24 protein-coding genes and 2 tRNA genes are annotated in these 26269 nt (G+C 67.1%); 18 read left to right on the forward strand and 8 right to left on the reverse strand.

Translation table 11 applies throughout. The features are described 5' to 3' along the window. Nucleotides 1–2: 2 nt before the first annotated feature. Complete coding sequence (locus tag Q0C57_RS13510; RefSeq protein WP_296576955.1) at nucleotides 3–1592, reverse strand: AMP-binding protein; 1590 nt, start codon at nucleotides 1590–1592, stop codon at nucleotides 3–5. A 212-nt stretch (nucleotides 1593–1804) separates the two neighbouring features. Between Q0C57_RS13510 and Q0C57_RS13515 the strand changes: the two genes are divergently transcribed. The 3 genes from Q0C57_RS13515 to rpsI all read left to right on the forward strand — a co-directional run bounded on the left by Q0C57_RS13515 (nucleotide 1805) and on the right by rpsI (nucleotide 3651). Next, nucleotides 1805–2509 carry a glutathione S-transferase N-terminal domain-containing protein gene (locus tag Q0C57_RS13515; protein WP_296576956.1) on the forward strand — a complete coding sequence of 235 codons (705 nt, stop codon included), beginning with the start codon at nucleotides 1805–1807 and terminating at the stop codon, nucleotides 2507–2509. Between the two features lie 201 nt (nucleotides 2510–2710). After that, the gene (rplM, locus tag Q0C57_RS13520) at nucleotides 2711–3172 is read left to right on the forward strand and encodes a 50S ribosomal protein L13 (RefSeq protein ID WP_296576957.1); all 462 of its coding nucleotides are present in this window, start codon (nucleotides 2711–2713) and stop codon (nucleotides 3170–3172) included. A gap of 2 nt (nucleotides 3173–3174) precedes the next feature. Then, nucleotides 3175–3651 (forward strand): 30S ribosomal protein S9, encoded by a 477-nt coding sequence (gene rpsI, locus Q0C57_RS13525; RefSeq protein WP_296576958.1) that lies wholly within the window; start codon nucleotides 3175–3177, stop codon nucleotides 3649–3651. 77 nt (nucleotides 3652–3728) lie between these two features. Here the strand turns inward: rpsI and Q0C57_RS13530 are convergent, their stop codons facing one another. Beyond that, entirely contained in the window at nucleotides 3729–3959 is a 231-nt protein-coding gene (locus Q0C57_RS13530; protein ID WP_296576959.1) for a hypothetical protein, read from the reverse strand. A gap of 233 nt (nucleotides 3960–4192) precedes the next feature. Here Q0C57_RS13530 and Q0C57_RS13535 point away from each other — a divergent pair, with 233 nt between their 5' ends. After that, nucleotides 4193–5119, forward strand: a complete 927-nt coding sequence (locus Q0C57_RS13535; protein ID WP_296576960.1) for a hypothetical protein — start codon at nucleotides 4193–4195, stop codon at nucleotides 5117–5119. A gap of 178 nt (nucleotides 5120–5297) precedes the next feature. On the opposite strand, the gene Q0C57_RS13540 is transcribed toward Q0C57_RS13535, so the two are convergent. Beyond that, nucleotides 5298–5687 carry a VOC family protein gene (locus tag Q0C57_RS13540; RefSeq protein WP_296576961.1) on the reverse strand — a complete coding sequence of 130 codons (390 nt, stop codon included), beginning with the start codon at nucleotides 5685–5687 and terminating at the stop codon, nucleotides 5298–5300. 101 nt (nucleotides 5688–5788) lie between these two features. Here Q0C57_RS13540 and Q0C57_RS13545 point away from each other — a divergent pair, with 101 nt between their 5' ends. Continuing rightward, nucleotides 5789–6610: an alpha/beta hydrolase gene (locus tag Q0C57_RS13545; RefSeq protein WP_296576962.1), complete on the forward strand. Its 822-nt coding sequence runs from the start codon at nucleotides 5789–5791 to the stop codon at nucleotides 6608–6610. Between the two features lie 13 nt (nucleotides 6611–6623). Here the strand turns inward: Q0C57_RS13545 and Q0C57_RS13550 are convergent, their stop codons facing one another. Beyond that, nucleotides 6624–8648 carry a PhoX family phosphatase gene (locus Q0C57_RS13550; protein WP_296577005.1) on the reverse strand — a complete coding sequence of 675 codons (2025 nt, stop codon included), beginning with the start codon at nucleotides 8646–8648 and terminating at the stop codon, nucleotides 6624–6626. Nucleotides 8649–8875: 227 nt separating this feature from the next. On the opposite strand from Q0C57_RS13550, the gene Q0C57_RS13555 reads away from it, so the two are divergent. Further along, complete coding sequence (locus Q0C57_RS13555; RefSeq protein ID WP_296576963.1) at nucleotides 8876–9088, forward strand: hypothetical protein; 213 nt, start codon at nucleotides 8876–8878, stop codon at nucleotides 9086–9088. Nucleotides 9089–9582: 494 nt separating this feature from the next. Beyond that, nucleotides 9583–10176, forward strand: a complete 594-nt coding sequence (locus Q0C57_RS13560) for a hypothetical protein (protein WP_296576964.1) — start codon at nucleotides 9583–9585, stop codon at nucleotides 10174–10176. Between the two features lie 111 nt (nucleotides 10177–10287). Here the strand turns inward: Q0C57_RS13560 and glnA are convergent, their stop codons facing one another. Both glnA and Q0C57_RS13570 read right to left on the reverse strand, forming a co-directional pair. After that, nucleotides 10288–11697: a type I glutamate--ammonia ligase gene (gene glnA, locus Q0C57_RS13565; RefSeq protein WP_296576965.1), complete on the reverse strand. Its 1410-nt coding sequence runs from the start codon at nucleotides 11695–11697 to the stop codon at nucleotides 10288–10290. 61 nt (nucleotides 11698–11758) lie between these two features. Next, nucleotides 11759–12097: a P-II family nitrogen regulator gene (locus Q0C57_RS13570; RefSeq protein WP_296576966.1), complete on the reverse strand. Its 339-nt coding sequence runs from the start codon at nucleotides 12095–12097 to the stop codon at nucleotides 11759–11761. Between Q0C57_RS13570 and Q0C57_RS13575 the strand changes: the two genes are divergently transcribed. After that, nucleotides 12075–12398 (forward strand): hypothetical protein, encoded by a 324-nt coding sequence (locus Q0C57_RS13575; protein ID WP_296576967.1) that lies wholly within the window; start codon nucleotides 12075–12077, stop codon nucleotides 12396–12398. The genes Q0C57_RS13570 and Q0C57_RS13575 overlap by 23 nt on opposite strands. A 31-nt stretch (nucleotides 12399–12429) precedes the next feature. Continuing rightward, a complete protein-coding gene (locus Q0C57_RS13580) occupies nucleotides 12430–13965 on the forward strand; it encodes an NAD(P)H-hydrate dehydratase (protein ID WP_296576968.1) in 1536 nt (511 codons plus the stop codon). Here Q0C57_RS13580 and Q0C57_RS13585 read toward each other — a convergent pair. Continuing rightward, nucleotides 13962–15209, reverse strand: a complete 1248-nt coding sequence (locus Q0C57_RS13585) for a multicopper oxidase family protein (protein WP_296576969.1) — start codon at nucleotides 15207–15209, stop codon at nucleotides 13962–13964. The two genes, Q0C57_RS13580 and Q0C57_RS13585, sit on opposite strands and share 4 nt — an antisense overlap. Before the next feature lie 114 nt (nucleotides 15210–15323). Between Q0C57_RS13585 and Q0C57_RS13590 the strand changes: the two genes are divergently transcribed. The 9 genes from Q0C57_RS13590 (at nucleotide 15324) to Q0C57_RS13630 (ending at nucleotide 24187) form a co-directional block, all read left to right on the forward strand. Then, nucleotides 15324–15470, forward strand: a complete 147-nt coding sequence (locus Q0C57_RS13590; RefSeq protein WP_296576970.1) for a hypothetical protein — start codon at nucleotides 15324–15326, stop codon at nucleotides 15468–15470. A gap of 111 nt (nucleotides 15471–15581) precedes the next feature. After that, nucleotides 15582–15666, forward strand: a tRNA-Leu gene (locus Q0C57_RS13595). A 43-nt stretch (nucleotides 15667–15709) separates the two neighbouring features. Then, complete coding sequence (gene tig, locus Q0C57_RS13600; RefSeq protein ID WP_296576971.1) at nucleotides 15710–17068, forward strand: trigger factor; 1359 nt, start codon at nucleotides 15710–15712, stop codon at nucleotides 17066–17068. A gap of 170 nt (nucleotides 17069–17238) precedes the next feature. After that, nucleotides 17239–17874 (forward strand): ATP-dependent Clp endopeptidase proteolytic subunit ClpP, encoded by a 636-nt coding sequence (gene clpP, locus Q0C57_RS13605; RefSeq protein ID WP_296577006.1) that lies wholly within the window; start codon nucleotides 17239–17241, stop codon nucleotides 17872–17874. 291 nt (nucleotides 17875–18165) lie between these two features. Further along, a complete protein-coding gene (gene clpX, locus Q0C57_RS13610; RefSeq protein ID WP_296576972.1) occupies nucleotides 18166–19422 on the forward strand; it encodes an ATP-dependent Clp protease ATP-binding subunit ClpX in 1257 nt (418 codons plus the stop codon). Between the two features lie 391 nt (nucleotides 19423–19813). Further along, complete coding sequence (gene lon, locus Q0C57_RS13615) at nucleotides 19814–22240, forward strand: endopeptidase La (RefSeq protein ID WP_296576973.1); 2427 nt, start codon at nucleotides 19814–19816, stop codon at nucleotides 22238–22240. Between the two features lie 195 nt (nucleotides 22241–22435). Continuing rightward, complete coding sequence (locus Q0C57_RS13620) at nucleotides 22436–22711, forward strand: HU family DNA-binding protein (RefSeq protein ID WP_296576974.1); 276 nt, start codon at nucleotides 22436–22438, stop codon at nucleotides 22709–22711. A 145-nt stretch (nucleotides 22712–22856) separates the two neighbouring features. Then, nucleotides 22857–22932 (forward strand) — tRNA-Val (locus Q0C57_RS13625). A gap of 160 nt (nucleotides 22933–23092) precedes the next feature. Further along, nucleotides 23093–24187 (forward strand): AbrB family transcriptional regulator, encoded by a 1095-nt coding sequence (locus Q0C57_RS13630; RefSeq protein WP_296576975.1) that lies wholly within the window; start codon nucleotides 23093–23095, stop codon nucleotides 24185–24187. Nucleotides 24188–24239: 52 nt separating this feature from the next. On the opposite strand, the gene Q0C57_RS13635 is transcribed toward Q0C57_RS13630, so the two are convergent. Then, nucleotides 24240–26219: a cache domain-containing protein gene (locus Q0C57_RS13635; protein WP_296576976.1), complete on the reverse strand. Its 1980-nt coding sequence runs from the start codon at nucleotides 26217–26219 to the stop codon at nucleotides 24240–24242. Nucleotides 26220–26269 lie beyond the last annotated feature (50 nt).

Here is a 26269-nt window from a genome sequence, read left to right on the forward strand (position 1 = left end):
CCTCAGGCCTCCAGCCGCTTCCTCAGCTCGGCCTTGGCGATCTTCTCCAGCGTCGAGCGCGGCATGTCGTCAACGAGATGCACCGCGCGCGGCACCTTGAAATCGGCGAGGGCGGCGCGGCAGGCGGCGAGAACCGCGTCGGCAAGGCCCGGCGCCGCGCCGGCAATGCCGCCCTGCGGGATGATGAAGACGACGGGGACCTCGTCGAGCATCGGATGTTTCTGGGCCACCACCGCCACCTCGCGCACGCCCTGAACCGCCACGATGACCTGCTCGATCTCGGAGGCCGCGACATTCTCGCCGCCGACCTTCAGCATGTCCTTGTCGCGGTCGGCGAATTTCAGGAAGCCGTCGGGCAGGAGGGTGATGCGGTCGCCGGTGATGAAGTAGCCGTCCTCGTCGAAGCTCTCGGCCATGGCCTTGGCATTGAACAGGTACTCCTTGAACAGCGACAGGCCGGGAATGCCGCGGATGCGCAGGTGCCCGGTGCCGCCGAGCGGCGTCGGCCGGCCATCGTCGTCGCTCACGCGGATCTCGTATTCCGGCGCTGCCCGGCCGATGGCCAAGGGCGTGTTCGGCTGGTTCGCCTCGCCGATGATGCCGTGGGTGATGGTCTCGGTCATGCCCCACCAGCCGATCGTCTTCACCCCGAAGATCGCATCGGTCGGCGGCTCGCAGACGGCGCTGCCCCAGAGCCGGAACGTGTGGACCTTCGGGATGTCGCGCTCCATGAGGGCGCGGGTGCAGAAGGGGACGACGGAGGTCCAGGTGCAGCGGTGCGCGGCGGCAATGGTCCAGAAGCGGCTCGCCGAGAAGCGCGGCATGACGACGGCGGTGGCGCCGACCCAGAGGCTCGCGAGCACCGAATAGGCGAGGGCGTTGGTGTGGAAGAGGGGCAGATGGACGAGATGGACGTCCTCGGGCCGAAGATCCTCGTGGACGGCGTTGACCTTCGCCCCCCACAGCGCGTTGGCGTGGGTCCAGAGCACGGCCTTGGGCCGGGCGGTGGTTCCGGAGGTGTATTGCACGCTGCAGGGCCAGAGCGGGTCGTGCGGCCGCACGGGCCGGTCGGACTCCTCGGCGAAGAGGGCGTCGAAGCGCATCGCCGTCTCGGGGGTCGTGCCGGCCGGGGAGGGCTCGCCGCTGTCGTTGTCGGTGACAGCGATCCAGCGGAGGCCCGGGCAATGGGCGGCCACCGCGCCGGCATAGGCCGGCTGGGTGATGGCGGCAACCGCCCCGCAATGGCCGGCGAAATAGGCGATTTCGGGACCCGCCGAGCGGGTGTTGGTGGTGACCGCCACGGCGCCGAGCTCGACGCAGGCATACCAGGCGAGGATCGCCTCGAGGCAATTGTCGAGGTGGATCAGCACGAACTCGCCGGGCTTCACACCGCGCTTCACCAGCCCCGCGGCGAGGGCGCCGACGCGGGCGTGAAAGGCGCCGTAGGTGAGGATGACTGCGGGCCGCTCGAAGGGCGCCCAGACGATGAAGGGATGGTCGCGGCGGGTGCGGGCCCGAAGCTTCAGGAGCCAGGGGACGTCGAGGCCGGCGAAGGGACCGACATGGCCCGCGGGCGGGGTGACCATCGGCATGGGCTTTCCTCTGGACTCATGCGGGGCGGGTTGATCCCGCCTCCCGGATCGGACGAGCGTGGGGCAGGGCGGAGCGCCGCTCAACTGGGCCGTGCGGCGTAGGAGGCCGGGCTCGAAGCAGCGACGCTTGCGCGGCGTCCATTGATCGCCGAGGTTTGCCGCCCATTTGTCGCAGGGTCAGCCGTCGCAGTGACGGCCGAGGAGCTTCCCCGATGTCCGATCTTTCCGCCTTCGCCGTCACCCGCCGCTGGCCCGCCGCCCATCCCGACCGCATCCAGCTTTATTCGCTGCCGACGCCGAACGGGGTGAAGGTGTCGATCATGCTGGAGGAGACGGGGCTGCCCTACGAGCCGCATGCGATCAATATCGGCCAGAACGAAACCTGGACCCCGGAATTCCTGGCGCTCAACCCGAACGGCAAGATTCCGGCGATCATCGACCCCGAAGGGCCCGGCGGACAACCGCTCGCTCTGTTCGAATCCGGAGCGATCCTGCTCTATCTCGCCGAAAAGACCGGTCGCTTCCTGCCGGCCGATCCGGTTGCCCGGATCGAGACCATCCAGTGGGTCTTCTTCCAGATGGCGGCCGTCGGCCCGATGTTTGGCCAGCTCGGCTTCTTCTTCAAGTTCGCGGGCCGGGAATACGAGGACAAGCGCCCCCTGGAGCGCTACCGCGCCGAGGCCCACCGCCTGATCCGGGTGCTGGAGACGCGGCTCGCCGGGCGCCGCTTCATCATGGGCGACGACTACACCATTGCCGACATCGCGCTGATCGGCTGGGTGCGCAATCTCGTCGGCTTCTATGGGGCCGGCGATCTCGTCGCCTATCACGACCTCAAGGAGGTTCCGGCCTGGCTCGAGCGCTGTCTCGCCCGTCCCGCGGTCCAGCGGGGGCTCGAGATCCCGGCGCGCCCCTGAGCCGGGACGGGGGCAAGCCCTTGCAAAATCGGCCATAAAATCAAGGTATCAAAATACCTATTTTATAAGTCATTGGTTTTGCTTTTCTTTTTGCCGGTTGCCCGCGTTGACGCCGCGGCCGGTCTCGCCTATAGCCCTCCCGACGCGACGGGCGATCTGCGCACCGCCGCTTCCGATTTCTCAATTCCGGAAGACACGACCATGAAGACCTATGTGGCGAAACCCGCCGAGGTCGACAAGAAGTGGGTTCTGATCGACGCGAAGGGCCTGGTTGTCGGCCGCCTCGCGACGATCGTGGCGACGCGCCTGCGCGGCAAGCACAAGGCCACGTATACCCCCCATGTCGATTGCGGTGACAATGTCATCATCATCAATGCGGATAAGGTGGTCTTCACCGGCCGCAAGTGGGACCAGAAGGCCTACTACCATCACACCGGCTATCCGGGCGGCATCAAGGAGCGGATCGCCAAGACCATCCGCGACGGCAAGTTCCCCGAGCGTATCGTCGAGAAGGCCGTGGAGCGCATGATCCCGCGCGGTCCGCTTGGCCGCCGGCAGATGTCGAACCTGCGCGTCTATGGCGGCGACAAGCACCCCCATGAGGCCCAGGCGCCCGTCGTCCTCGACGTCGGCGTGTTGAACTCCAAGAACGTGAGGGCCTGATCATGGCTGAGACCGTTTCGTCTCTCGAAGGCCTGAGCGCCCTCAAGCCGGCGGCCGCCGAGGCCCCCCGGCATGTGCAGAAGCTCGACAAGCAGGGCCGCGCCTATGCCACCGGCAAGCGCAAGGACGCGGTCGCCCGCGTCTGGGTCAAGCCGGGTTCCGGCAAGATCACCGTCAATGACCGTACGCTCGAAGTCTACTTCGCCCGTCCGGTTCTGCGCATGTTGCTCCGCCAGCCGCTCGTTCTCGTCGGCCGCGACACGCAGTACGACATCAATGTGACGGTCGCCGGCGGCGGCCTGTCCGGCCAGGCCGGCGCTGTGCGCCACGGCATTTCCAAGGCTCTGACCTATTACGAGCCGGATCTGCGCGGCGCGCTGAAGAAGGAAGGCTTCCTCACCCGCGACAGCCGCGTGGTCGAGCGCAAGAAGTACGGCAAGGCCAAGGCCCGCCGTTCCTTCCAGTTCTCGAAGCGCTGATCGCTCTTCACGACATCGAAAAGCCGGGCCCTGGGCCCGGCTTTTTTCGTTTCCGGGGAGAGGCTGCCCAAGCACGCCTAAGCGCCCTTAGGCACGAGCCGATCATGGGCCGGGATCGTGGTGCCGGCCTCGGTCGCCGTCGAATGGGCTTCCTTCAGCACCGTCCGGCGCTGCATAGCCTCCGCGCCGCCGGTCTCGACCGGCTTGTCGTGCGCCGGGATCGTGGTGTCCGCTTCGGTGGCGATGGTCTGCGCCTCGCGGGTGATGGTGTTGCGGGTGGTCACACTCGTCGTCTTGCCGTTCGGCATGCCAGGTCCTCCTCGGTTGCCCAGATCAAGAACATCAGGATCGTCCGGATGTTCCGGTCGATGGCCCTGGGCCGGGGCCGGCCCCCGTCAGACGGCTATGGCTCCCGCCACCGCCAGGGCGGCGCTGCGCGGGTATGACCGGCGGCGCTGGATCGTTTTGTGCGTCAATAAGACGTGAATTGCGGCGACGGTCATTGTCGGCATGCTGATCTGGTAACGCGAAGGGTCGGCCCATGGTTCTGCATCGTCGTCATGTCCTGCTCGCGGCGACCGGCTTTGTGGCCTCGGTGCCGACACTGGCCTGGGCGGAGGTCACCCGGCGCTATCACTCCGACTATTTCTCCTTCGTCGGTTCCGACGCGCAGGGCACCGTCTACCTCGCGCACGACAACAACCGCGGCCAGACCGGAGACCGCTTCTTCGCCGACCACTGGATCGCGATGTTCGCCGACGGCCAGGGTGTCGTGCCGGTCGCCGGCAGCGCGCATTACCCGAATCCGGACAGGATCCTCGAGACCATTCCGGATTCCGAGCATTTCCAGTTTCGCGGGACGGTTGCCGGCGGCTTGCGCATGGTGAGCGCGACCAACGACATCGACATGGCCGTGGAAGGACTGACACCGATCCTGCGGCGGCAGATGCCGGACAATGACTACTGGATCGGCGCCGCGTCCGCGACGATGCGCTGGAAGGGGCGGGAGCTTCGCGGGCGGGTCATCTTCGAATTCATCGCGCGCACCGGCTTCAACCGGTTCACCAGCGATTTCGGCGCCAACTGGAACAATTTCAACGGCCTTTACCTGTGGACCGAGGACAACCGAGACATCTATCTGCGCTACCACGACCGGGCCCAGCCGGGCGTGCCGCGCGAGAGCGGCATGACCACCGTCGACGGCGCAGGCGTCCTGTCGGACATCGATTTCAAGATCCGCGACAGCCGCGCCGTCGCTGATCGCCCCTATCGCTGGCCGACAGACTGGCGGGTCGGTTTCACCCACCGGGGAGCGGCGTGGCAGCTTGAGGCCGGGACCGTCGCGCTGGAGGAGGTTGCCGACTGGCGGACTGGCGGGTTTGCCATGGCGGTGATCCACGGCACCCTCGCCCGATCCGACGGATCAGCGCGGCGCAGCTTCAAGGGTTGGGCCGAATTGCTGATTTGATCCCGAGGAGCCTTGTTCAGAGCCGGCCAATCTGCGGCCGCCGCTGCTGGTCGCGGGGGGTGTGGGCGGGCGTCGTTCTCCGGCTCCGCAGACAGGTTGTCACCTGGGGCGTCATGGCAGTCGGTCCGGGGATTGTTCCAGGGGCGCCGAGCAGGCCGGCTGGGTCCCCCGCGGCGGCTCATCTGACCGGCGTCGCGATCCACCAGGTATTGCCGCAGGCGTCGCGGAAGCCGCCGCGCTGGTCGCCGTCGCCCTTGGCGGACGGCGCCCAGACCTCGGTGGCGCCCTTGGCCAGCGCCGCGGCATGGGTGGCGTCGACATCGTCGACATAGACGTGCAGCCAGGTGGGGAAGGCGGGGTAGTCGGCAGTGGCCTCGGCGATCATCACCACCGAATCGCCGATCCTGAGCGAGGCATGCATGAGGCTGCCATCCTCACGGTCGATGGCCATCAGCGCCTTTGCGCCGAAGACGGTGCCGAGGAAGTCCATCAGGTCGCGTGCGCCCTGCGCCATCACATAGGCTGAGACGGTGGAATGGTCGGCGGGCTGGCTGGCCGGTCGGGTCATGGCGATCTCCTCATCCGCGGGTGAACCGCATGCGGTCGCGGCGGTTCCCCCCGGCGCGTTCCGTGCGACACTGGCCATTGTTCCCGACCGGATACCCGATCATGGCCATAGACGTCTCGCCCGTCCCGCAGGCCCTGCGCGACGCCGCCTACAATAACGGCCAGGCCGTGCCGAGCTGGGTCGCAACATTCGCCGGCTGGACAGCGGAATCCGCCGATATCCGGGCGCGCTACCCGACCACCATGGACCTGCCCTATGGCAGGGCGGAGCGGCAGAAGATCGACCTCTATCCCGGGCAGGACCCGGCCGCCCCCTGTCTCGTCTATTTCCACGGCGGCTACTGGATGCGCAATTCCCGCGAGATGTTCGCGGTTCTGGGTGAGGGGGTTGCGGCCCGTGGCTGGTCGGTGGCGATGCCCGGCTACACCCTGGCGCCGCAGGCCTGCCTCGCCGACATCGTCGGCGAATGCAGCGCGGCGCTCGACTGGCTGGCGGCGCATGCCCCCGCCCATGGCGTGGTCGGCCCGCTGATCGTCGCCGGCTGGTCGGCCGGCGGGCACCTCGCCGCCATGGCGCTGAGCCATGGGGCGGTGACAGCCGGGCTCGCCATTTCCGGCATCTTCGAGCTCGCGCCGCTCGCCGACACCTATCTGAACGAAACCCTCAGGCTCTCCCCAGCCGAGATCGCCGACTTGTCGCCGCTGCGCCGCCCGCCTGTGATGAAGCCGTTGGCCATCACCTATGGCGCGCGGGAATTGCCGGCGCTGGTGGCGAATTCCCATGCCATGCAGGCGGCGCGGCTGCGGGCCGGCGCGCCAGGGACACTCCTGCCGGTCGCCAATACCGACCATTTCTCCATCCTCGACACGATGCGCCGTCCCGACGGCGCGCTGACGCGGGCGCTCCTCGCGCTGGCGCCCTAGCCGCCGCCGGTGTCTAGCTGCCGATCTTGCCGCCGCCCTGCCGGGTGATGGCGAGGACGGAGGGCCTGGGCGGCATGTCAGGCGCGAAGTCGGGCCAGCGGGTCGCCGGGTTCTCGAAGGTCGCCGGTGTCGCCCTGGCGTCTTCCGGATCGGCTTCGCCGGGATGCTGGATGGCGACGAAGAAGGTTTCGCCGTCGGGGGTGAATTCCGGTCCGCAGAGTTCGGCACCGAAGGGGCATTTGAAGAAGAGCTTGGCGGTGCCGCGCGCCGCGCCTTCCGTCTCCATGGCCCAGACGCCGTCGTTGCGGCCGGTGCGGGAGGGGAAGTTGCCGTCGGTGGCGATCCATAGCCGCCCATCGGCATCGATGGCGCAATTGTCGGGCATGCCGAACCAGCCGTCCTGGCTCGTGCGGCTGTTGAAGGTGGCGCCGACGGTTGCCACCGACGGGTCGCCGCAGCGCACGAGGATGTCCCAGGTGAAGCGCGGTGCGGCATGGTCGCGGCCGTCGGGGAGCATCTCGACGATATGGCCGAAGCGGTTGTCGGCGCGCGGATTGGCGGCGTCGACCTCCTCCGGCTTGCGGCGGCTGTTGTTGGTGAGCATGACATAGACCTTGTCGGTCGCAGGGTTCGCCTCGACGTCTTCCGGCCGGTCCATCCGGGTGGCGCCGAGGAGATCGGCGGCCCGGCGCGTCTCGATCACCACATCCGCCTGGGAGTGGAAGCCGTTGGCCTGTGTCAGCGGCCCTTCGCCGAAGACCAGGGGCAGCCAGTCGCCGGTGCCGTCGGCATTGTAGCGGGCGACGGAGAGCGTGCCGGCATCGAGGAGGTCGCGGTCGCGCGCCCGGTCGCCGGTAACGCGCCCCGCGGTGACGAAGCGATAGACATAGTCGTAGCGCTCGTCGTCGCCCGAATAGAGCACGTAGCGCCCGTCGCGGCCGACGATGCCCGCCGCGCCCTCGTGTTTGAAGCGGCCGAGTGCGGTGCGCTTCTTCGGAATCGATGCGGGATCGAAGGGGTCGATCTCCACCACCCAGCCGAAGCGGTTCGCCTCGTTCGGCTCCTTCTCCAGGTTGAAGCGGTCGACATGATCGCCCCAATTGTACCAGCGGCCCGGGATGCCCATACGGCGGTAATTGACGGCCTCGGCATGGCCCTCGGGCAGGCGGCCGGTGAAGTAGCCGTTGACGTTCTCCTCGCAGCTCAGCCAGGTGCCCCAGGGCGTTATGCCGCCGGCGCAGTTGTTGAGCATGCCGAGGACGCGCCGGCCGGCCGGGTCGGCGGCGGTGCGCATCCGCGGATGACCGGCGGCAGGGCCGGTGATCTCCATCGCTGTCTCGGCGGTGATGCGCCGCGCATAGCGCGAGCCGGCGACCACCTGCCAGCGCCCATCCTCGCGCCGGACCTCGATGACGCTGCCGCCATGGGCCATCATCTCGATCGCGACGAGTTCGGGCGTCATGCCGGAAAAGGCCCTGGCGCGGCCGAGCGGTCCGCCGGCATCCTGGCGGCCGATGCCGGGGAACATCAGCTCTTCGTTGGTGTACTCGTGGTTGACGCAGAGCAGACCGTGACGCGACGGGTCCGATGCGCCCGGCACAGGGAAATAGCCGAGATAGTCGTTGTTGTAGCCGAACTGGCGCGCCTGGGCCGCCCCGCTCTGGTGGCGCGGATCGAAGGCCGGCGCATCGGCCAGCACCGCATCGCCCCAGCGGATCAGCACGTCGGCGTCGTAGCCCGCGGCCACTTCGGCGCGGTCGGTGGGGGTGGAGGAGAGTTCGCGGAAGCCGAAGGAGGGCGTGGCAGCCGCCGTCTGCGCCGCAGCGGTCCGGGAGGCGAGGGCGGCGGGGCCAAGCGCTGCGGTGATGGCGCCGACACCAAGGACGCCCTTCATCAACTCGCGGCGGTGGAATCGGGTGGCAACCACGTCGCCGAAGGTCGGCGCGCCAGCCGGGCTAGTGCCCCGGTCTTCCGCTGCCTCAGCCCGCTGCGAGGCATTGCAGAGGCCATCATCATCCGGCCTGTCGGCGTCGCGCATCATGTCGGGCTCCTTGTGGGCATCGTCGACGATGTCAGCAGAGGCCGGCGACAACGCCATGACGGCGGTGATCCTCTATCCGGTGAAGCCAAAATGCCACAGCTCGCCGTCATCCGCGTCATCATGCTGATGGCGCACGCGTCCCCGGGCCGATTGCAAAGACCTCGTTTACGCCTGCACGTCCACAGTCCGCGACTGGGTAGGGTGAGGCGTTCCGGAGTTGCGTCATGGACCGCGTATTGGGACTGGTGACCGTCGAACAGGACATGGCGAAGCTGATGCGCGCGGCCGAGCGCGCCGGCCTCGCCCTGGGTTGCATCGACCCCGAGGAGACGAGCCTCGTGCTCCCCGGAGATGAAAAGAGCACGGAGTGGACGCTCGGGCGCATCGGCGCCTGGGTGGTGACCGTGGCACTGGCGGCGACGTTCCTGGTGCTCTGAGGGAGGGCGTTAGGGCCGCGGGAGAGCCCCAGGTGCACCCGGCCGAATGGACGATCCAACCCGTCCAGGAACCCGGCGGCGCCGCCGTCGCCATGCAGCATGCTGCGTAATGCAGGGACCGGACGGCTCCGCGATCCACCGGTCTGAAGCGTGCAGAGGCGGCACATTCTGATCTTCCCTTCGGGAATGGACGTTTCGTCGTCGTTTTCGGCATGGCAGTTCCGCCGGCACCGGCATGCTGCCGTGAATCCGATCCTCAGCATACGCCGCCCGTGACCAAGTGGCCCCCAGGGGCTTCACCTGCAGTCGATCATCGATAATCCGCGAGCAGGAGCCGCGGTGGCCGCGGCCGACCCGGCGGCCTAACCGCCACGCCGGCGGTTGCACGACCGTGAGCAACACAGCGCATAACGGGAGTTGCCACCGTCCGTGGTTCGTGGCCCGATATCGGTCGACGGGCACCGATGCCCGCTGTCGATCGGAGAGGGGCCGGAATGAAGACCTTGACTGTCGCAATGACACTGGTCCTGTTTGCCATGGGCGCCTCTGGCGCCGACGAATGCCGCGACCGTCTGGTGCGCTATCTCGAGAGTGCTCTCGACGGCCGGCCGGGCCAGAGCCGCACCACCGTGCAGCAGGGCGCTTCGACCCAGGAGAGCCTTTTCATCTTCGTCTCCCGCGACCACCACATGTTCAAGCCGGTCAATCCGGACAACATTCCCTGGGTGCTCACCTACCAGAGCGCAATGTACCAGTCCGCCGACCAGGGCCGCAGCTGGACGAAGGTTCACAGCTTCGACCGGGACAAGCAGCATGCCGAAGCCAAGGAGGCGATCAGGTCCCAGGCGCGGTCGGCGACGGGGGTGGTCTGCGGGACCGAGACGCTCGACGGCGTGGTCCACGATACCTACGAGGCGCGCATGACCATGGAAGGGTCGGTGCGGGTGGAGATGCACAACCGCTACTGGATCAGCCGGGAATCGGGGATCGCAACCCAGGCGATCTCGACCTCGCGGTTCAGCGGTGTCGAAATGATCACCACCCAGCGCTGGCAGCCGCTTGGGGACATGACGCTGCCGGTGCCGTGACAGGGCCCCCATGTCACGCCCGGCAGGGCGCGCACATGCATGAAGACGGGGCGCCGGCGAAGCTGTGACCCCAAGAGAAAGGGGCGGGCCCGAAAGCCCGCCCCGTCCGGATCAGACCGAGTAGTACATGTCGTACTCGACCGGGTGCGGCGTCATTTCGAAGCGCATCACCTCGGTCATCTTCAGCTCGATGTAGCTGTCGATGAAGTCGTCGTTGAAGACGCCACCGGCCTTGAGATAGGCGCGGTCCTTGTCGAGGTTGGCGAGGGCCTCGCGCAGCGAGCCGCAGACCGTCGGGATCTTCTTCAGCTCCTTCGCCGGCAGGTCATAGAGGTCCTTGTCCATGGCCGCGCCGGGGTCGATCTTGTTGGTGATGCCGTCGATGCCGGCCATCAGCATGGCCGCGAACGCCAGGTAGGGGTTGGCGGTCGGATCGGGGAAGCGGACCTCGACGCGCTTGGCCTTCGGGTTCGCCGTCCACGGAATGCGGCAGGACGCCGAGCGGTTGCGGGCCGAATAGGCGAGCAGCACCGGGGCCTCGTAGCCCGGGACCAGACGCTTGTAGGAGTTGGTCGACGGGTTGGTGAAGGCGTTCAGGGACTTGGCGTGCTTGATGATGCCGCCGATGTACCAGAGGCATTCCTGGCTGAGGTCGGCATATTTGTTGCCGGCGAACAGCGGCTTGCCGCCCTTCCAGATCGACTGGTGCACGTGCATGCCCGAGCCGTTGTCGCCATAGACCGGCTTCGGCATGAAGGTGGCGGTCTTGCCGTAGATGTTGGCGACCTGATGGATGCAGTACTTGTAGATCTGCATCTGGTCGGCCATGTGCGTCAGCGTGTCGAACTTCATGCCGAGCTCGTGCTGGGCGGAAGCGACCTCGTGGTGGTGCTTCTCGACCTTCACGCCCATCTTGGCCATGGAGGCGAGCATCTCGCCGCGCATGTCCTGCAGGCTGTCGATCGGGGGAACGGGGAAGTAGCCGCCCTTGACGCGGACGCGGTGGCCGAGATTGCCGCCCTCGTAGTCGGTGTAGGAGTTGGTCGGCAGCTCCGAAGAGTCGACCTTGAAGCCCGTGTGGTAGGGCTCGGCAGCGAACTTCACGTCGTCGAAGACGAAGAACTCGGCCTCGGGGCCGACGAAGATGGTGTCACCGATCTTGGTGGACTTCAGATAGGCCTCGGCCTTCTTGGCGATGCCGCGCGGGTCGCGGTTATAGGGCTCGCCGGTGGAGGGCTCGAGAATGTCGCAGACGATCGACATGGTCGTCTCGGCGAAGAACGGGTCGATCTGCGCCGTCGTCGGGTCGAGCATGAGCAGCATGTCCGACTCGTTGATCGCCTTCCAGCCGGCGATCGAGGAGCCGTCGAACATCGTGCCCTCGGCAAAGATATCCTCGTCGATCATGGTGATGTCGAAGGTGACGTGCTGCCACTTGCCACGCGGGTCGGTGAAGCGGAGATCGACGTACTTCACGTCGTTCTCCTTGATCATTTTCAGGACATCCTTGGCAGTCGTCATTTAGTGCTTCCTCTTGGTTTGCACGTTTGCATTTGCGGCAGGCGGACCCGCCGAATTCCGTTCAGATCGCGTCGAGGCCGGATTCGCCGGTGCGGATGCGGATCGCTTCCTCGATGGTCGAGACGAAGATCTTGCCGTCGCCGATGCGGCCGGTCTGGGCCGCGCGGCGGATGGCGTCGATCGCCTTGTCCACCATGTCGTCGGGCATGACGATCTCAATCTTCACTTTGGGAAGGAAATCCACGACATATTCGGCGCCGCGGTAGAGTTCGGTATGACCCTTCTGGCGGCCGAATCCCTTCGCCTCGGTGACGGTGATGCCCTGAAGTCCGACCTCCTGCAGCGCCTCCTTCACCTCATCGAGCTTGAAGGGCTTGATGATCGCCTCGATCTTCTTCATTCCGATCCTGCTCCTGTGGTCCGATCGCCGGATCTGGCTCCCGCTCCCGAACCGCTGTCGCGGGCTAGCAGGAGATGTGCCAGAGGCGTCCCTCGACAATTGTGCTGGAATTCCAAGGCGAAAGCCAGTGCTCCTTGGCTGCGGCCTCTCCAAGCGGCGATCTTTTTGCCAATTCAATGTGCATAATGATCAAAAAATGATCATCATTGTTGCTGCATGGTCGGTTGGGGCGCGCCGTCGCACCATCAGTGCCGCAATAATGGGCAAAGAAAAGTGCAGCGCCGGCAGCCGTGACGATTGACCCGGGCCGGGTGCCTTCCGATGGTGGCGCCATGACACGCCGCTCCAGCGCTCTCCTCACGCCCCTGGCCATGGCCGAGGCCGACCGCCTGACCATCGCCGCGGGTACGCCAGGCGCGGTCCTGATGCACCGCGCGGGTGTTGCCATCGCCGATGTGGTGGCACGCGCGACCCCCCTCGGCACCCGCATCGTCGTGTTGTGCGGGCCCGGCAACAATGGCGGAGACGGCTATGTGGCGGCCAAGGTTCTGCGCGAACGCGGCTTCGGCGTGACGGTTGCGGCCAGCGCGCCGCCGCGGGCGCAGGCGGGCGATGCCGTGGCCGCGGCGGAAGCCTGGGGCAGGGCGGCGGTCCCGCTGGCGGACTGGGCTGCCGTGCGGCCGGGCGTTGTGGTCGACGCGCTCTACGGTGCCGGTCTGTCCCGCGCCATTACCGGAGTCGAGGCCGAGGTGATCACCGCGGTCAATGCCTCGGGCTGCCGGGTCGTCGCGGCCGACATCGCCTCGGGCGTTGACGGAGCGACGGGCGCGGTGCGCGGCGTCGCCATGATGGCGCGCGAGACCGTCACCTTCTTCCGCCGCAAACCCGGCCATCTTCTGATGCCCGGTCGCCTGCATGGCGGCACGGTCCGGGTGGCCGATATCGGCATCCGGCCGGCGGTCCTGGACCGGCTCGCCATCCGCGATTTCGCCAATGACCCGGCGCTCTGGGGTGACGCCTTCCCGCTGCCGCGGGCGGACGGGCACAAATATCACCGCGGTCATGCGGTCGTCGTGTCGGGCGGGCTGGCGCGGACCGGCGCGGCGCGCCTTGCCGCCCGCGGCGCCCTGCGCGCGGGCGCGGGCCTTGTGACGCTCGCCTCACCCCCCGAGGCGCTGGCCGTCAACGCGTCCCATCTCACGGCGATCATGCTGGAGCGGATGGACGGGCCCTCCGGCCTTGCCGCCAGCCTCGCCGACCGCCGCCGCAATGCCGTCTGTCTCGGTCCGGCGCTGGGGACGGGCGAGGCAACGCGGGCGCTGGTCGCCGAGGCGCTGGCGAGCGGGGCGGCGACCGTCATCGATGCCGACGGCCTCACCGCCTTCGCAGCCGATCCTGCGGCGCTCTTCGCCGGCATCCGCGCCTGGCCGGATCGTCCGGTGGTGCTGACGCCCCATGCCGGCGAGTTCGTGCGCCTGTTCGGTGCCGATCCAGGCCTCGCGAAGCCCGATGCGGCGCGCCGGGCTGCCGCGCTGGCGGGCGCCGCCGTGATCCTCAAGGGGCCGGATACGGTGGTGGCCATGCCCGACGGCACGGTGTCGATCGCCGCCAATGCGCCGCCCTGGCTGGCGACGGCCGGGTCCGGCGACGTTCTGGCGGGAATCGTGACCGGCCTTCTGGCGCAGGGCATGGCGCCTTTCGCCGCGGCGAGCGCCGCGGTCTGGCTGCATGGCGAGGCCGGCCAGGCCGCCGGTCTCGGGCTGATCGCCGAGGATCTTCCGGAGGTGCTGCCGCGGGTTCTCGGTATGCTGGCGGGCCGTCTCGCCGAGGCGAGAGACGCTGTCGTAGATCCTGCCGACGATGACTAGCCGACGTCGAGGAGGGCGACCAGTGGCCCCTCCGCGGCGTTGATCGCCTGGGCCGTCAGGCGGAACCGTCCGGTCCGCTCCGCCACGAAGGCGATGCGGGCGGTGCTGCCGGGCGCCACCAGCACCGTATCAAGGAAGAAGGGCTTCCAGCCGTCGTCAAGGCCGTCGAGAAGGCGGGCAGGGTGGCCTTCGACGTGGACGGCGTGAAAGGCCGCGCTGTCGTTGCGGATCGCGGCGAGGACCACCGTGCCGCGGCGCAGGCGAAGGACCGTGGCGCCCGCCGCATCGTGGGTGCGCCGCCCGGCGAAGCCTGCCGCTCCGATCGGCAGGTCGATCCGTGTCGCGCGCCGGAAATCCATGGCCTGGGGCAGCGGATTGGCAGCGAGCGGTGCCGGCGGCGGCAGAGGCGCCGGGCGCAGGGGCGAGCCCTCCACCCGCATCCGGCCGGTCAGGGTCGTTCCGGCGAAACTGGCAAGGGCGATCGGCAGGGCCGTAACGGCCGCCGCAGCGACATCCCACATGACTTCGGCGCGCTGTCCGGGCGCCAGCATCAGCCGGCCCTGGTCGAGGGGAAAGGGTTCGCAGGGCTGGCTGTCGAGGGCGACGAGGGTGAGGCGCTGGTCAGGCACGGTCCATTGCAGGATGCGGCTCGCGGTGGCGTTGGCGAAGCGCAGCCAGAGGCGCTCGTGCGGGCGCGCGGAGAGGGTGAGGTCGGTACGGCCGTTGACGAGGAGGCCCGCCGGCGATGCCGCCGCGCCACCGGGCGGCTCGGAGAGGAGCAGGGGCACCTCGCGGTCATGGACCGGCGGCGTCGCGTCGGCAACAATCAGCAGTCCGGCAAGGCCCGCCCGCAACTGCGCCTCGCCGCCGGCAAGCCGCGGCCGGTAGAGAAAGGTGCCGGCATCGGGCGAGGTCAGGTCGTGGCGCTGGGTGGCGCCGGCCGCGATATCGGGAAGGGCGAGCACCGCCGGGTCCCGGAGGCCCAGCCAATGGAGGCCTGTCGGTTCGGCCAGCGCATTGGTGACGTCGATCGCCAGCCGAACGTTGCGCTGCGCCCGTAGCACCGGACCCGGCAGAAGCCCGTCATAGCCGGTGAACGGCGTCGTCGGGCCGTCAGCGGCCCCAAGCGGAAGCTTGCCTGCTGCGGCGGTGAGCCGCAGCCCCTGTGCCATGGCGCGGTCCGGTAACGCCAGCGTTGCGAGCGTCAGGACCGCCGGAGCGGCGAGCAGGCGGCGGCGGTTCAAGCGGCGGTCGGTGGGCGCGGAGGGAGTCTGGGAAGGCAAGGGCGGCCCTGTCTCACAACGGGATGGCACGGGACTTGAGATGGAGAGCGTCCCTGTCCCGAATGGAGGCGTTCCATGGTGAAAATAGCATTGATCGGCATCGCCGGTCTGGTGGCAGCCGGATCTTTCGGCCTGTTGCCGCACAGCCCGGCCACGGTTGCGCTCGGCGCCGCAGGCGCGACGGTCATCCTGGTCTGGGTCGGCCTCTTCGCCCGCACCTGATGGCGGGGGAGCGATTTTCTTGGTGCAATCGCCCAGAGCCGGTGTTATGAGGCCGCGCCCGAGGGATGACTTGCATCCACCGGGTCGAGAAGCTATTTCGAGCGGCCCTCGGCGGGCGTGGTGGAATTGGTAGACACGCGGGATTTAGGTTCCCGTGGCGAAAGTCGTGGGGGTTCAAGTCCCTCCGCCCGCACCATCCTGCCGGCCGCGCCGATCATGAACACGAAAGAAACGAAGCCATGCAGGTGACCGCCACCCTGTCCGAAGGTCTGAAGCGCGAATTCCGCGTGGTGGTTCCTGTGACCGACCTTGCGGCCCGCGCCGATGCCCGCCTCGACGACCTCAAGGGCCGCGTCAACATCAACGGCTTCCGCCCGGGCAAGGTGCCGACCGCCCATCTGAAGAAGCTCTATGGTCGCGCCGTTCTGGCCGAGACGATCGAGGCGCTGGTCGGCGAAGCCAACCAGAAGATCGTCGCCGACAACGGCTTCAAGCTCGCCCAGGAGCCCTCGGTGAAGCTGCCCGAGGCCGAGGCCGAGGCGAAGGCCGTCTTCGACGGCACCGCCGACCTCGACTATACGGTCGCCTTCGAGGTGCTTCCGACGATCCAGCTTGCCGACTTCAAGGGCATCAAGGTCGAGCGCCCGGTGGTCGAGCCGGCCGAGGCCGACGTCCAGGCGATGCTGGAGACCATGGCCAAACAGAACCGCCCGTTCGAGGCCAAGCCCGCAGGCGCGACCGCCGAGAGCGGCGACCGTCTCACCATCGGCTTCGTCGGCACGATCGACGGCGAGAAGTTTGAGGGCGGCACGGACGAGGACATCCAGCTGGAGCTTGGCTCCAACTCCTTCATCCCGGGCTTCGAGGACCAGCTCGTCGGCGTCAAGGCCGGTGAGGACAGGGTCGTGAAGGTCAAGTTCCCGTCGAACTACATGGCGGAAAACCTCGCCGGCAAGGACGCCGAATTCGCCGTCACGGTGAAGGCGATCGAGAAGCCGGGCGAGCGCGCCATCGACGAGGAGTTCGCCAAGTTGGTGGGCTTCGAGGATCTCGCCAAGCTGAAGGCCGCCGTCTCTGACCGGCTGAAGAGCGAGTATGCGGCCGCCTCGCGCCGCAAGGTGAAGCGCGCCCTGCTCGATGCCCTCGACGAGAAGCATGCGTTCGACCTGCCGCAGACGCTGGTCGACCAGGAGTTCGAGAGCGTCTGGCGTCAGGTCAGCCAGGATCTCGAATCCCGCGGCAAGACCTTCACCGATGAAGAGACGACCGAGGAGAAGGCGCGCGCCGAATACCGCGCCATCGCCGAGCGCCGCGTCCGTCTCGGCCTCGTCCTTGCGGAAATCGGCGAGAAGGCCCAGATCAAGGTCAGCGACGAGGAAGTGTCGCGCGCCGTGGTCGAGCGGGCGCGCCAGTTCCCCGGTCAGGAGCAGCAGGTCTGGGACTATTACCGCAAGACTCCCGAGGCGCTGGCTTCACTCCGCGCCCCGATCTTCGAGGAGAAGGTCGTGGACTACATTCTCGAACTCGCCGACGTGACCGAGAAGCCCGTCTCAAAGGATGAGCTGTTCAAGGATAACGACGACGAGGAAGCCGCCTGAAGGGCGCTGCGACCGGACAATTCCTTGTGAGGGAAGGGCCGCCGCGTGCGGCCCTTCGCTTTTTCGGGAAACCGGGCGGTTTCACCGCGGATGCGCATTGCCGTTAGGATGGCGTCAAAGAGATTCGGGCGATGCTCCGCCCGAATCACGATCCCGAAGGACCGAAGACGATGAGAGACCCGCACGACACGCTGATGAACTACCTGGTGCCGATGGTGGTCGAGCAGACCAACCGCGGCGAGCGGTCCTACGACATCTATTCCCGTCTCCTGAAGGAGCGGATCATCTTCCTGTCGGGCCCGGTCGAGGATGGCATGGCGACGCTGATCGTCGCCCAGCTGCTGTTCCTCGAGGCGGAAAACCCGAAGAAAGAGATCAACATGTATATCAACTCACCGGGCGGTGTCGTCACGGCGGGCATGTCGATCTACGACACGATGCAGTTCATCAAGCCGGCCGTCACCACGCTGTGCATGGGCCAGGCCGCCTCGATGGGCTCGCTCCTGCTCACCGCCGGCGCCAAGGGCCAGCGCTTCGCCCTGCCGCATTCGCGCATCATGGTCCACCAGCCCTCGGGCGGCTATCGCGGCCAGGTGACCGACATCCTGATCCATGCCGAAGAGGTCAAGGAACTGAAGCGGCGCCTGAACGAGGTCTATGTGAAGCACACGGGCCGGACGCTGAAGGAGATCGAGGAGGCGCTCGAGCGCGACAATTTCATGTCGGCGCAGAAGGCGCAGGAGTTCGGCCTCATCGACAAGGTCATCGAGGAGCGGGCCGAGGAAGCCGAACCCGCCAAGGCCTGACGATGGTCCCTGGGCGGACGGGATGGCGGGTGCCGCCATCCCCCCGGTGTCACTTTTGGGTCACCACGGGCGGTCCGCCCTTTGCATAGACTGATCCGAATGCGCCTGCGGTCCCTAGATGAACCGCATGTGACGAAATAGCGTTAATCCTTTCTTGATCCCGCGGTGCGCACCATGGTTGGCTACGGAGCCAATCGGCGCACCGGGGGGCCGAGGCACCGAGAGACCCGATGGGGTCTCGCGTCAGACGATCCTGATCCCAAGGGTGACGGGTTGCGTTGGAGAGAGATGATGAGCAAGGCCGGCAGCGACGCGAAGAACACCCTTTACTGTTCCTTCTGCGGCAAGAGCCAGCACGAGGTCCGCAAGCTGATCGCCGGGCCGACGGTGTTCATCTGCGACGAGTGCGTCGAGCTCTGCATGGACATCATCCGCGAGGAATCGAAGTCGTCGCTGGTCAAGTCCAAGGACGGCATCCCGACGCCGAAGGAAATCTGTAAGGTCCTCGACGATTACGTGATCGGCCAGTTCCACGCCAAGCGCGTCCTGTCCGTGGCAGTCCACAACCACTACAAGCGCCTCAATCACGCGACCAAGCACAACGACGTCGAACTGTCGAAGTCGAACATCCTGCTGATCGGGCCGACCGGTTCGGGCAAGACGCTGCTCGCGCAGACCCTGGCGCGCATCCTCGACGTGCCCTTCACCATGGCCGACGCGACGACGCTCACCGAGGCAGGCTATGTCGGCGAGGATGTCGAGAACATCATCCTGAAGCTGCTCCAGGCCTCCGACTACAATGTCGAACGGGCGCAGCGCGGCATCGTCTATATCGACGAGATCGACAAGATCTCGCGCAAGTCCGACAACCCGTCGATCACCCGCGACGTGTCGGGCGAGGGCGTGCAGCAGGCGCTGCTGAAGATCATGGAGGGCACCGTTGCCTCGGTGCCGCCGCAGGGCGGGCGCAAGCATCCCCAGCAGGAGTTCCTGCAGGTCGACACCTCCAACATCCTGTTCATCTGCGGCGGCGCCTTCGCCGGCCTCGAGAAAATCATCTCGACCAAGGGGCAGGGGTCCTCGATCGGCTTCGGCGCCACCGTGCGCGCGCCGGAAGAGCGGCGCACTGGCGAGATCTTCCGCTCGGTCGAGCCCGAGGACCTGCTGAAGTATGGCCTCATCCCCGAATTCGTCGGCCGTCTGCCGGTACTGGCGACGCTGGAAGACCTTGACGAGGCGGCACTCAAGAAAATCCTCACCGAGCCGAAGAACGCGCTTGTCAAGCAGTACCAGCGCCTTTTCGAGATGGAGAATGTCGACCTCACCTTCCACGAGGACGCGCTCGGCGCGGTCTCGCGCAAGGCCATCGAGCGCAAGACCGGCGCCCGCGGCCTCAGGTCCATCATGGAGAGCATCCTGCTCGACACGATGTATGACCTGCCCGGTCTCGAGGGCGTCGAGGAGGTGGTGATCTCTGACGAGGTCGTGCAGGGCAAGGCCCGGCCGCTCTACATCTATGCGGAAAAGGAGAAGGCGCAGAGCGCCTGATTCCCGGTCCGGTATTGTCGGCGAGGGCGGGTCCGTGGGCCCGCCCTTTGTCGTTCAGGGACAGGGCGACAGCCTGTGGCAACGTGGATTTCCGCAGCGTTTGAAATGGCTTCGGCCTCCGGCCTTTCGTCGCCTTGACACCCGGGGTGTGCAGCGCCACCTAATGAATACCGACAGACCCCCGGGCAGGGATTTGTGCCCGAGGTCGGCCAAGCGCGTCGAGACCTCCGAGCAAGCCGCAGAGCTTCCGGGCCGGCCTCAATCCCGCCGCCGTCCCCGCGCGACAAAAGCGTAAAGCCGCGTGACCCTGCCAGGAATCATCCGAGCGCCGCCGTCGGCGCGGGCCCGTGAGGGCCGCATCGCGGCGTGTCGAGGAAAGGACGAGTGAACCATGAGCGATGCCAAGAAGCGTCCGCCCCTCAACCCCGGCGAGGTCAAGACCTTCCCGGTCCTGCCGCTGCGCGACATCGTGGTCTTCCCCCACATGATCGTCCCGCTCTTCGTCGGCCGCGAGAAATCGATTCGCGCCCTTGAGGAGGTGATGCGTGCCGAGACGCATATCCTGCTGGCCACGCAGATGAAGGCACAGGACGACGATCCGGAGCCCGATTCCATCTATGAGATCGGCACGCTCGCTTCCGTGCTTCAACTCCTCAAGCTGCCCGACGGCACGGTGAAGGTGCTGGTGGAGGGCGTCTCGCGCGCCCGCATCGGCGCCTATTCCGGCCGCGAGGACTTCTACGAGGCCGAGGCCGGCGCTATCGCCGACGAGATCGGCGACAAGGTCCAGGTCCAGGCGCTGGCGCGCTCGGTGATCACCGAGTTCGAGGGTTATGTGAAGCTGAACAAGAAGGTCTCCCCGGAGATCGTCTCGGTGGTCAGCCAGATCGACGAGCCCTCCAAGCTCGCCGACACGGTCGCCTCACACCTTGCCGTCAAGATTTCCGACAAGCAGGCTGTGCTGGAGACGATCGACGTCGCCAAGCGGCTGGAGAAGGCGCTCGGCCTGATGGAGAGCGAGATCTCGGTGCTGCAGGTCGAGAAGAAGATCCGCACCCGCGTCAAGCGCCAGATGGAGAAGACGCAGCGCGAGTATTATCTCAACGAGCAGATGAAGGCGATCCAGAAGGAACTCGGCGACGAGGACGGACGGGACGAACTCGTCGAGCTCGAGGACAAGATCAAGAAGACCAAGCTCTCGAAGGAGGCCCGCGACAAGGCCCATCATGAGCTGAAGAAGCTGCGCCAGATGTCGCCGATGTCGGCGGAGGCCACCGTCGTGCGCAACTATCTCGACTGGATGCTGTCGCTGCCCTGGAGCAAGAAGTCGAAGATCAAGAAGGACCTGCCGGCGGCGCAGAAGCTGCTTGATGCCGACCATTTCGGCCTCGACAAGGTCAAGGACCGCATCGTCGAATATCTGGCGGTGCAGCAGCGCGCCAACAAGCTGACCGGTCCCATCCTCTGCCTGGTCGGCCCGCCCGGCGTCGGCAAGACCTCGCTCGGCAAGTCGATCGCCAAGGCGACGGGGCGCGAATTCGTCCGCATCTCGCTCGGCGGCGTGCGTGACGAGGCCGAGATCCGCGGCCACCGGCGCACCTATATCGGCTCCATGCCCGGCAAGATCATCCAGTCGATGAAGAAGGCCAAGACGGCGAATCCACTGTTCCTGCTCGACGAGATCGACAAGATGGGTCAGGACTTCCGCGGCGACCCCTCCGCGGCGTTGCTCGAGGTGCTCGATCCTGAGCAGAACGCGACGTTCAACGATCATTATCTGGAGGTCGATTTCGACCTCTCGAGCGTGATGTTCGTCACCACGGCGAACACGCTGAACATCCCGCCGCCGCTCCTCGACCGGATGGAGACGATCCGCATCGCCGGCTATACAGAGGACGAGAAGCGCGAGATCGCCAAGAAGCACCTGATCCCCAATGCCGTCACCAAGCACGGACTTAGCGAGAAGGACTGGACGATCACCGACGAGGCGCTGATGACCGTCATCCGCCGCTACACGCGGGAAGCGGGCGTCCGCAACCTCGAGCGTGAGATGTCCAACCTCGTCCGCAAGGGCGTCAAGGATCTGACGCTGACCAAGAAGAAGACGATCAAGGTCACCCCCAAGGTGGTCGAGGAGTATCTCGGCGTGCCGCGCTACCGCTACGGCATGGCGGAGACCGAGGATCAGGTTGGCGCCGTGACGGGTCTCGCCTGGACCGAGGTCGGCGGCGAGCTGCTCACCATCGAGGCCGTAATGATGCCCGGCAAGGGCCGCATGACGGTGACGGGCAACCTCAAGGACGTGATGAAGGAGTCGATCTCGGCGGCGGCCTCCTATGTCCGCTCGCGGGCGCTGGATTTCGGCATCAAGCCGCCGCTTTTTGACAAGCGCGACGTCCATGTCCACGTGCCCGAGGGCGCGACCCCGAAGGACGGCCCCTCGGCAGGCATCGCCATGGCCACCGCCATGGTGTCGGTGATGACGGGCATTCCGATCCGCAAGGACATCGCCATGACCGGCGAGGTCACCCTGCGCGGCCGGGTTCTGCCCATCGGCGGGCTGAAGGAGAAGCTGCTGGCGGCGCTGCGCGGCGGGCTGAAGATGGTCCTCATCCCGGAGGAGAACGCCAAGGATCTGGCGGAGATTCCGGACAATGTGAAGAACGGCCTGGAGATCATCCCGGTCGCGCGCATGGACGAGGTCCTCAAGCACGCGCTCATCCGCCAGCCCGAGCCGGTGGAATGGGACGAGGAGGCCGAGCCGATCGCCCCGCGCAAGCCGGGCGAGGAGGATCCCCTCGGCGTCGTGGCGCACTGACCGTCATGCCTTTGGAATGCTTCGAAACCCCGGGCCGAGGCCCGGGGTTTTCTGTTGAAAGGCTCCAAAAAACGCAAGTTTCGGGGCCAAAAACCAGTATTTTTCTTGCTTTCGCGATGCGGGCGCGGCAAAGGGGACGCCCGCCGGCAACGGAATTCGCATTCCCGGACCGGCACAACTGAAGGAGAACAGCCCGTGACCAAGAACGAACTGATCGCCGCGGTCGCCGATGCGGCGAGCCTGACGAAGGCGCAGGCGGGTGCAGCAGTGGATGCCACGTTCGACGCCATCGCCGCGACCCTGAAGGCCGGCGGCGACGTGAAGCTCGTCGGTTTCGGTGCCTTCTCGGTGACCAAGCGCGCAGCCCGCGAGGGTCGCGACCCGCGCACCGGCAAGCCCGTGCAGATCAAGGCCTCGAACGCGCCGAAGTTCTCGGCCGGCAAGGGCCTGAAGGACGCCGTCAACTCCTGAGCCGTTGACGCCGCATGTGCGAAACGCCGCTGCGGCCCGGGGCTGCGGCGGCGTTTTCGTCGGGCCGCATCGTCCCGGTCGGGGGGCGCCGCCTCTTGTCCCGGCGGCGGGAGCGGTCTACATGGCGAAGGCACCATGATCCCGGGGGCGGTTAGCTCAGTTGGTAGAGCGCCTGCTTTACACGCAGGATGTCGGCGGTTCGAGCCCGTCACTGCCCACCATTTCCCGCCGGCTGATCTGTCGCCATCCCGGCCGCGTGATGCCGGCCTCGGCGGAGGCCGGGAGGCTGGGGTGCCGGAATCGCCACCATCCCTCTCACGGCACCGTGCTAAGCGGCTTTCGATTGCGGCGCAGCGGCCGATAGCATGAAGGGGCAGGGACGTGACGGGATGGCTTGCCGAGGTCCGCAGCGGTTTTGCGGAACTGTCTCCCAGCGTCTTCCCCTATCGCCGCTTCGTCCTTGCCCTGGTTCTCGGCGTCATGGGCGGCGCCCTGTTCTATGCACTGCGCCTGCCCTTGCCCTGGATGCTGGGGGCGATGACCGTCTGCACGCTCGCCGCGCTGGCGCGCGTACCCGTGGCCGCCCCGGGCGTCATCCGTTCGCCCATGTCGGCGATCATCGGCGTCATGCTCGGATCAGGCTTCTCGCCGGAGATCGTCTGGCAAGTGCCGCAATGGTTGGTGCCCCTCGGCGGGCTGGTGCTGTTCATGGCGGCCTGCGGCCTGTCGGTTGTCTGGTATTACCGGCGGATCGGCGGCTACGATTGGACCACCGCCTTCTTCTCCGGCATGCCCGGCGGGCTCGTGGAAATGGTCATCTATGGCGAGGAGCGCGGCGGCGACGCCCGGGTCATCGCCCTCGTCCATTCGGCGCGCATCCTGCTGGTGGTGCTGACGCTGCCCTTCATCATCCAGTTCAGCCAGGGCATCAGCCTTGACCGTCCGGTCGGCGGCATATCGATCTTCGACGCGCCGCTGACGTCGGAGCTCTGGCTGGTCGTCTGCTGCTTTGCCGGAGCCTTCCTCGGCCATGTCCTGCGTCTGCCGGCCAAGACGCTGCTCGGCTGCATGATCGCCAGCGCCGCGGTCCACATGTCCGGCCTGTCGGACTTCAAGCCGCCCTATGAGATCGTCAATACCGCCCAGCTCGTGCTCGGGGTCGCCATCGGCTGCCGCTTCGCCGGAACGGCGGGGCGGGTGGTCTGGCGCGTGCTGGCGCTGTCTGTCGGCTCAACCGCCATCCTGCTCTTCTGGATGACGCTGTTCGCTGTGACCTTCTCCCACCTGTCGGGCTTTTCCACCGTGACGCTGATCCTCGCCTATTCGCCGGGCGGCTTGACAGAGATGGCGCTGATCGCTGTCGCCCTCCAGGCCGAGGTCGCCTTCGTCGCCGCCTTCCACATCATCCGGGTCTTTCTGACCATGATCGCGGCGCCGCTGAGCTTCCGCTGGCTGGGGGGCGGCCGCGCGCCGTAGCCGCAACGGCGAGAGGCCGGAAGCTGCCCGCTGCCGGCCTCTCGCCGTCGCGTCAGGCCGCCTTGACCTCGCGGAGGAAGGTCTCGACCGAGCGGGACAGGCTGGTCGCCTGTTCGGAGAGGCTGCCGGCGGCGGCCAGCACCTGCGAGGCCGAGCTGTTGGTCTCCGCCGAAGCGGTGGTGACGGCGGTGATGTTGTCGACAACCCGGGCCGTCCCGGTGGCGGCGGCCTGGACGTTCTGCGAGATCTCTCCGGTGGCGGAGCGCTGCTGCTCGATGGCGGCGGCGACAGCCGAGGCATAGCTCGCGACCTCGGTCATGGTCTGGGCAATGGCCTCGATGGAGCCGACCGCCGTCGTGGTCTCCTGCTGCACCGCGTTGATCTGCGCGGCGATCTCCTCGGTGGCCTTGGCGGTCTGGCCGGCGAGGGACTTCACCTCGCTGGCGACGACGGCGAAGCCGCGGCCCGCCTCTCCGGCCCGCGCCGCCTCGATCGTGGCGTTGAGGGCGAGGAGATTCGTCTGTTCGGCGATGGCGCGGATGAGGTTCAGCACCTCGCCGATCCGGCCGGCCGCCTCGGCCAGCGCCTTGACCCGCTGGTTGGCGCCGTCGGCCTCGGCGCTGGCGCGCTCGACGACCGCATTGGTCTGGCCGATCTGGTTGGCGATCTCGTTGATGGAGGCGGAGAGCTCCTCCGATGCGGCGGCAACCGACTGAACGTTGGCCGAGGCCTGCCGCGAGGCGCCCGAGGCCTGATCGGCCTGGCCCGAGGCTCCGGCGGCAATGCCGGTGAGGGTGCGGGCGGTCTCCTCCATGCGGCCGGCATTGTCGCCGACCCCCTTCAGGACGGTTCCGATCGAATCGGAGAAGTCACGCACCAGAGCGTCGATGCGGGCCTGCCGAATCTGCCGGGCGCGGGCCTCGGCCTCGGTCTCGGTCTCCAGCCTGGCGCGGGCGACGGCATTGTCGCGGAAGACGTCGACAGAGCGGGCCATGTCGCCGATCTCGTCGCGCCGCTCAGTCGAGGGCACGATCTGATTGTGGTTGCCGCCGGCGATGGCGGTCATCGTCGCGTTGAGTTCGCGGATGGGCCTGCCGAGATGGCGGGTGAGCAGGGTGGCGATGGCGGTGCCGGTTGCCGCGACCGCCAGAAGAACAGCGAGAAGCGTCAGCATGGCGGTGTTGCGGGCGGACACGAAGGCGCTCGAATCGATCGCGACTTCGAGCGTGCCGATCGCCTGGCCGGAATAGTTGCGCAGCGGGCCGGCGAGCACGGCGACGGGTTTGCCGCCGATGGTCGAGGGACGCCACTGGCCAGGGTTCTGCATGGCGGCCTGGTGGACGGGAAGGTCGAGCAAGGTCTTTTCGGGGAAGGTTGCGCCGAGCGAGTTGACCTTGCCGTCCTGGATGAGATGCATCGCGATGTCGACCTTGAAGCGGCGCTTCAGGTCGTTGAGGAAAGGAAGACCGAGGGGCGCACCGATATCCGTCACGCCAATGACCCGGTCGCCGTTGCGAACCGGCACGACCGAGAAGATCGAGACATTGTCTCGACCGGGCTCGATCCCGGTGACGGCATTGCCGGTCGACAGGGCAGTCCGAACCGTGTTGCGGCGGCCGATCGTGCTGTCACCAAAGGCCTGAGGAGCATGAGCGCGTGCCATAGCCGTGCCGTCGGGCTTATGGAACGTGATCAGGGCCAGCCCGAGGCTCGTTTTGAGTGGCTCGGCGACCGTGTTCACGGCGGCGATAAGCGCCGGGCGGTCGTCTTTCAGGAACGATTCGGCCACGCGCGGATCATTGGCGATGGTCCTCGCGGCGACCTCGGCGCGCTGCCCCTGCTCGGTCATGGCCGCGACAACCGCCTCGTAGCGCTGGACGAGCGCCGACTCGATGGCCTGGTCGCTCAGGGCGTCCTGCTGGAAGTAGCCCGCGATGCCCACGACACCCGCGGCGACCAGAGCGGTGGCTGTCACCGACAGCATCAGTTTCGCACCGATCGTGCGCAGTTGCAGAAGACTTCCCAAGCCCATGAACGTGTCCACCCTCAATCCGGCACATTCGCGCACCTGGTCCCGGCGGT

Source organism: Phreatobacter sp., assembly GCF_022843985.1.
In the GTDB taxonomy this organism is placed as follows: Bacteria; Pseudomonadota; Alphaproteobacteria; order Rhizobiales; family Phreatobacteraceae; genus Phreatobacter.